This is a genomic window from Streptomyces sp. WAC04114, assembly GCF_019733245.1.
GTDB lineage: Bacteria > Actinomycetota > Actinomycetes > Streptomycetales > Streptomycetaceae > Streptomyces > Streptomyces massasporeus_A.
On record NZ_JAIGQA010000315.1, the window covers coordinates 1 to 4,256 of the forward strand.

Consider the following 4,256-nt stretch of genomic DNA (forward strand, 5'->3'; position numbering starts at 1 on the left):
GCGGGGGCGGGCGCGAGCACCTGGTGGCGCGTCGGTGCCGATATCGTCCCAACTGTGTTCTGTCGCAGCCGAGTTGGTCGGTTCGACGGCGCTGGTGCCGCTCATGGCCGCAGCCTCATGGCGCCACGGTGGGGGAGGGCGGCGCAGGGAGTCCGGCCTGTGGGCGTCGGGCGCCGGGCGCCGGGCGGCGCGGAAAGTCGGGTGCGTGGAGGAGCTGTTGGTGTCCGGAAGGCGGGGTGTCCGGAAGGCGGGCCGTGCCCCGCCGCCGTGCGGGGTGCGCGGTGCGGCGGGGCGGTGGGTGGTGCGGCGCGGTAGGGGCTACGGCAGCTTCGTGAACGGCGAGAGGAAGGCGCGGGCGCCGGGCGTGTCCAGGCGGTACGTCACGTTGGTCGCGTAGCAGGGGGTGTCGCCGGTGATGGTGGTGGCGGCGAGGATGCTCCGGCCGCCGATCACCGCGAAGTTGGGGCCGCCCGAGTCGCCGTAGCAGGCGCCTCCGTTGCCCTGCGGTGCGGTCATCGCGAGCCGGGCCCAGGAGTCGTTGAGGGCGTCGAAGGTGACGGGTGCCTTCATCCGGACGCCGCCGCCCGGGTGGGTCTGGCCGCCGGGGCCGTTGACGGCCTCCTGGGTGCCGTATCCGGCGACGAGCCAGTCGGTGGCGTTCAGGCCCTGCGGGCCCAGCTTGCCGAGCTGGTTCGCGGTGGGCAGGGTGGCCGGGGTGAAGCTCCAGCGGGCCTTCATCCGGGCGGCGGGCAGCTGGATCACCGCGATGTCGTGGGTGTCGGAGGCGGGCCCCGGGTAGTCGGGATGCGTGTGGGCGGTTCCCCGGACGGCGACGGCGGCGGCCTGCGCGGCCGGATCGCCCGGGTACTTCTTCGCCGCCGCGTCGAGCCCGGACTGCACGTCCTGGTCGAGGGAGACGTGGAACCGCACGTTGTCGGGCCAGTCCGAGGTGCAGTGCGCGGCGGTCAGGAAGGTGTCCGCGTCGATCATGGTGCCGGAGCAGACCCAGTCGACCCGGTCGGGGGTCGTGGGGTCGCCGTCGTTGTCCCAGGTGGCCACGAGCGCGCCGACCTCGGTGCGTTCGGGGGCGGGTGCGGCGTTGTAGGAGTTGATGGCGGAGGACGGCAGTGCGGTGGCGAGCACGGTGGCGCAGGCCGCGGCGGTGACGGAGAAGGCGCGTACGGAGGTCAAGAGAAACCCTTCTGAGGGTGGGACGGGTCTTCTCCTGTGGGGGTGGAGCGCCAGTGAAAGGCCAGAGGGGCGGTCGCGACAAGAGCGCGCCCGCCCCTCCAGGGTTTTCCCTACGTCGGCCGGACCGCGGGGGTCAGCTCGCGCCGCGGATGAGCTCCTCGTCGCCCGGCTTCACGTCCCGCAGGAGGCAGGTCAGCCGGGCCGTGCAGACCCTTTTGTCGTTTTCGTCCGTGATGACGATTTCGTACGTGGCGGTCGACCGCCCCCGGTGCACGGGCGTGGCCACGCCGGTGACCAGCCCGGAGCGCACCCCGCGGTGATGGGTGCAGTTCAGGTCGACGCCCACGGCGATCTTGGAGCTGCCGCCGTGCAGCATCGACCCGATCGAGCCGAGGGTCTCGGCCAGCACCGCGGAGGCTCCGCCGTGCAGCAGCCCGTAGGGCTGGGTGTTGCCCTCCACTGGCATCGTGCCGACGACCCGGTCCGCCGACGCCTCGGAGATCTGGACGCCCATCCGGTTCCCGAGGTGCCCCGCGGAGAACAGGGCCAGGAGGTCCACGCCGAGCGCGGCGTACTCGTCGATGACCTCTTGCGGGAACTTCACATGCTGCTGCTCACCCATCGGGCCCGGCTCCGTTCGTCCTCGTCACTCGGCTGCCTGTATCACTGAGCGAACGCTCAGTCGGTTGCCGATTGTTCCAGACGTACCACCACGGACTTACTGGCCGGGGTGTTGCTGGTGTCCGCGGTGGCGTCCAGCGGCACCAGCACGTTGGTCTCCGGGTAGTACGCGGCGGCGCAGCCCCGGGCCGTCGGGTAGTGCACGACACGGAAACCGGGTGCCCGGCGCTCCACACCGTCCTTCCACTCGCCGACCAGGTCGACGTACGCCCCGTCCGCCAGCTTCAGGGCCCGCGCGTCCTCGGGGTTGACCAGCACCACCCGGCGGCCGTTCCTGATGCCCCGGTAGCGGTCGTCGAGGCCGTAGATCGTGGTGTTGTACTGGTCGTGCGAGCGCAGCGTCTGCAGCAGCAGGCGGCCCTCGGGCAGCTCCGGGTACTCCACGGGCGCGGCGGTGAAGTTGGCCTTGCCGGTGGCGGTGGGGAAGCGGCGCTCGTCGCGCGGGGCGTGGGGGAGGGCGAAGCCGCCCGGGCGGGCCACGCGCGCGTTGAAGTCCTCGAAGCCGGGGATCACGCGCGCGATGCGGTCCCGGATCGTCGCGTAGTCCTTCTCGAACTCCTCCCACGGCGTGCGGCTGTCCTCGCCGAGCACCCGGCGGGCGAGCCGGCTGACGATGGCCGGCTCCGACAGCAGATGCCGGCTCGCGGGCTCCAGGCGGCCCCGGGAGGCGTGCACCATGCCCATCGAGTCCTCGACCGTGACGAACTGCTCGCCGCTGTCCTGGAGATCGCGTTCGGTGCGGCCCAGCGTCGGCAGGATCAGGGCACGCGCGCCCGTGACCGCGTGCGAACGGTTCAGCTTCGTCGACACGTGCACGGTCAGCCGGGCCCGGCGCATGGCCGCCTCGGTGACGTCCGTATCGGGGGACGCCGAGACGAAGTTGCCGCCCATGGCGAAGAAGACCTTCGCCTCGCCGTCGCGCAGGGCCCGGATGGCGCGCACGACGTCATAGCCGTGCTCGCGCGGGGGCGCGAAGCCGAACTCCCTCTCCAGGGCGTCCAGGAACGCCGGGGCGGGCCGCTCGACGATGCCCATCGTGCGGTCGCCCTGCACGTTCGAGTGCCCGCGCACCGGGCACACGCCCGCACCCGGACGGCCGATGTTGCCGCGCAGCAGGAGGAAGTTGACGACTTCCCGGATGGTGGGGACGGAGTGCTTGTGCTGGGTGAGGCCCATCGCCCAGCACACGATGGTGCGTTCGGAGGCCAGGACCATCCGCAGGGCCTTCTCGACCTCCTCCCGGGTCAGGCCGGTCGCCGTGAGCGTCTCGTCCCAGTCGGCGGCGCGGGCGGCCTCGGCGAACTCCTCGTAGCCGTGCGTGTGCTCCCGTACGAACGCCTCGTCGACCGCGCCGTCCGTCGCCAGGATCAGCTTGTTCAGCAGACGGAACAGGGCCTGGTCGCCGCCGATGCGGATCTGCAGGAACAGGTCTGTGAGCGCGGCGCCCTTGACCATGCCCTGCGCAGTCTGCGGGTTCTTGAAACGCTCCAGCCCCGCCTCCGGCAGCGGGTTGACGCTGATGATCCGCGCGCCGTTGTCCTTGGCCTTCTCCAGCGCCGACAGCATGCGCGGGTGGTTCGTCCCCGGGTTCTGCCCGGCGACGATGATCAGATCGGCCTTGTGGAGGTCCTCCAGCAGGACACTGCCCTTGCCGATGCCGATCGTCTCCGACAGGGCCGAGCCGGACGACTCGTGACACATGTTCGAGCAGTCCGGCAGGTTGTTCGTGCCGAGCTCCCGGGCGAACAGCTGGTAGAGGAAGGCGGCCTCGTTGCTCGTGCGGCCGGAGGTGTAGAACAGGGCCTCGTCCGGGGACGCGAGCGCGGCGATCTCCTCGGCGACGATGTCGAAGGCGCGCTCCCAGGTGACCGGCTCGTAGTGCGAGCCGCCCTCGGGCAGGTACATGGGGTGGGTGAGCCGGCCCTGCTGCCCCAGCCAGTAGCCGCTGCGGCCGGCCAGGTCGGCGACCGGGTGCGCGGTGAAGAACTCGGGCGTGACCCGGCGCAGGGTGGCCTCCTCGGCCACGGCCTTCGCGCCGTTCTCGCAGAACTCCGCCTTGTGCCGGTGCTCCGGCTCGGGCCAGGCACAGCCCGGGCAGTCGAAGCCGTCCTTCTGGTTCACGCTCAGCAGCGTCAGCGCGGTGCGCTTCACGCCCATCTGCCGCTGGGCGATACGCAGTGTGTGCCCGATGGCCGGGAGCCCGGCGGCCGCGTGCTTCGGCCCGGCGACCTGCGGCGCGTCCTGGACCGGATCGCTCTTGGGCGGCTTCGACGCCATCGCACACTCCCCTTCGACTGCGCTGTGAAGTACCTCTCTCCGATCCTCGCACGCGGTGGTGACAGCGGTTGCGGTCGGGCGGGGGGCTTCGGTGGTGGGGTGAGCCG

The 4,256-nt window shown here is 71.7% G+C and carries 3 protein-coding genes; all 3 read right to left on the minus strand.

The window, feature by feature from the left end; translation table 11 throughout:
• Positions 1 to 318: 318 nt before the first annotated feature.
• On the minus strand, positions 319 to 1,191 hold the full coding sequence (locus tag K4G64_RS38550) for a trypsin-like serine protease (RefSeq protein ID WP_221760510.1): 873 nt from the start codon (positions 1,189 to 1,191) through the stop codon (positions 319 to 321).
• Between the two features lie 133 nt (positions 1,192 to 1,324).
• Positions 1,325 to 1,813 (minus strand): PaaI family thioesterase, encoded by a 489-nt coding sequence (locus K4G64_RS38555; protein WP_221760511.1) that lies wholly within the window; start codon positions 1,811 to 1,813, stop codon positions 1,325 to 1,327.
• 56 nt (positions 1,814 to 1,869) lie between these two features.
• The gene (locus K4G64_RS38560) at positions 1,870 to 4,149 is read right to left on the minus strand and encodes an FdhF/YdeP family oxidoreductase (protein WP_221760512.1); all 2,280 of its coding nucleotides are present in this window, start codon (positions 4,147 to 4,149) and stop codon (positions 1,870 to 1,872) included.
• Between the last annotated feature and the right edge of the window lie 107 nt (positions 4,150 to 4,256).

What these genes read in the sequence shown, in the direction of transcription:
- K4G64_RS38555 (WP_221760511.1), bottom strand. Translation starts at nt 1,813, where the DNA reads ATGGGTGAGCAGCAGCATGTGAAGTTCCCGCAAGAGGTCATCGACGAG.
- K4G64_RS38560 (WP_221760512.1), bottom strand. Translation starts at nt 4,149, where the DNA reads ATGGCGTCGAAGCCGCCCAAGAGCGATCCGGTCCAGGACGCGCCGCAG.